We start from the raw sequence: 1998 nt of genomic DNA on the forward strand, positions 1-1998 counted from the left end.
CCCATGAGCGGGATCAACACGCGGGGGAGGAACGGGAATGTGACGAGCATGGTCGCCAGGATGATCCCCGGCGTCGCGAACACAATCTTGAAGTCATGGTCCATCAGCCAAGGGCCGATCAACCCCTGCGCGCCGAAGAGCAGGATGTAAACCAGGCCCGAGATGACCGGCGAGACGGCAAACGGCAGATCGATGTGCGTGATCAGCAGGTTTTTGCCGCGAAACGTAAACTTCGTGATCGCCCACGCCGCCGCAGCGCCGAACAATGTGTTGAGCGGCACGGCGACCAACGCGACGGTCAGCGTCAGACGAAGCGCCGAGATGGCGTCCGGATCGGAGATTGCTTCCGCGTAGGTATCCCATCCTTTTTTGAACGCCTGGACGATGACCGTGAGCATCGGCAGCACGACGACGAGTCCGACGAAAAGGAGCGCGATCGCGATGAGCGTGATGCGAACGCCGCGCGATTCGTTCAAATGCTTGGGACGGACGTCGGCATGCTGCGCGGTTTGGGCTACGACTGCGGTCGGTACGGTTCCTGACATCGCGCTGCCCCCCTTAACTCGTCCGCAAACGGCGGTTGGTCCACCGCTGCAGCGTATTGATGAGCAGCAGGAGCGCGAACGAGATGATCAGCAGCACGAGCGCGATCGCCGTCGCCTGGCTGTATTCGTATTGCTCGAGCTTCGTAATAATGAGCAGCGGCGTGATCTCGGTCTTCATCGGCATGTTGCCGGAAATGAAGACGACAGAGCCGTACTCCCCGATCCCCCGCGAGAAGGCGAGGGCGAAGCCCGTGATCAGCGGCGGGATCAGCTCGGGCAGCAGCACCTTGCGGAACGTCCGCCAGCGGTGCGCGCCAAGGAGCGCGGCCGCTTCCTCCATATCGTTTTCCAGCTCATGAAGCACCGGCTGCACGGTTCGCACGACAAACGGCAAACCGATAAAGACGAGCGCGACCGTAATCCCGAGCGGCGTATACGCCACCTTGATGCCGAGCGGGTCCAGCAGCGAGCCGATCCAGCCGTTCGGCGCGTAGATCGACGTGAGCGCGATGCCCGCCACCGCCGTCGGCAGCGCGAAGGGCATGTCGATCAGGCCGTCGACGATCTTTTTGCCCGGGAAACGGTAGCGTACGAGCACCCAGGCAACGAGGAGACCGAACACGACGTTGACCAGCGCGGCGAACAGGGAGGTCAGCAAGCTGACCCGGTACGAAGCGAGCACGCGCTCGCTCGTCACGGTGTGCCAGAACTGCGGAAGCGTGAGACCCGCGGTCTTCACGATCAGCGCCGCCAGCGGGATAAGCACGATAAGGCTCAAATACAGAATGGAGTAACCCAATGTGATTCGAAATCCGGGCAATACGCGTTTGGCTTTGACCTGGGAGGTCATGTCGATCGTCCTTCCTCGCTGTCGGGTTAGGATAGATTAACCTTTGGTATACACTTCGTCGAAGGTGCCTCCGTCCGCAAAGTGTTTCTTCTGCGCTTCGGTCCAGCCGCCGAAATCCTTGTCGATCGTAAGCAGATTAAGCGCAGGGAATTGATCCTTGTACTTGTCGGCGACCTCCTGCAGGCGAGGACGGTAGAAGTTCTGCGCGGCGATCTCTTGGCCTTCCGGCGTGTACAGGTACTTCAGATAAGCTTCGGCGACTTCGCGGGTGCCGCGCTTGTCGGCATTCTTGTCGACGATGGCGACCGGCGGTTCGGCCAGGATGCTGAGCGACGGCGTGACGATCTCGAACTCGTCGCCGTATTCCTTTTTGGCCAGATACGCTTCGTTCTCCCAAGCGAGCAGCACGTCGCCGATCTTGCGCTCGACGAACGTCGTCGTGGAGCCGCGGGCGCCGGTATCGAGCACAGGCACGTTAGCGAACAGCTTTTTCAGAAAATCCTTGGTCTTCGCTTCGTCGTTGCCGTCCTGCTGCTGCGCGTAGCCCCAAGCTGCGAGGTAGTTCCAGCGCGCGCCGCCCGACGTCTTCGGATTCGGCGTGAT

3 protein-coding genes are annotated in these 1998 nt (G+C 61.0%); all 3 read right to left on the reverse strand.

Annotated elements, in window-relative coordinates; all coding sequences use genetic code 11:
- On the reverse strand, positions 1 to 545 hold a 545-nt coding region (locus KVT38_RS33240), incomplete at its 3' end, for an ABC transporter permease family protein (protein ID WP_483298214.1).
- A gap of 13 nt (positions 546 to 558) precedes the next feature.
- Positions 559 to 1395, reverse strand: coding sequence for a sulfate ABC transporter permease subunit CysT (gene cysT / locus KVT38_RS33245; RefSeq protein ID WP_217598024.1), 837 nt, complete (start codon positions 1393 to 1395; stop codon positions 559 to 561).
- A gap of 36 nt (positions 1396 to 1431) precedes the next feature.
- Positions 1432 to 1998 (reverse strand): sulfate ABC transporter substrate-binding protein (locus KVT38_RS33250; protein ID WP_217598025.1); only part of this gene is annotated, 567 nt, incomplete at its 5' end.

It is taken from the genome of Cohnella sp. GbtcB17, from assembly GCF_019091135.1.
In the GTDB taxonomy this organism is placed as follows: domain Bacteria; phylum Bacillota; class Bacilli; order Paenibacillales; family Paenibacillaceae; genus Cohnella.

What these genes read in the sequence shown, in the direction of transcription:
- cysT (WP_217598024.1), bottom strand. Translation starts at nt 1,395, where the DNA reads ATGACCTCCCAGGTCAAAGCCAAACGCGTATTGCCCGGATTTCGAATC.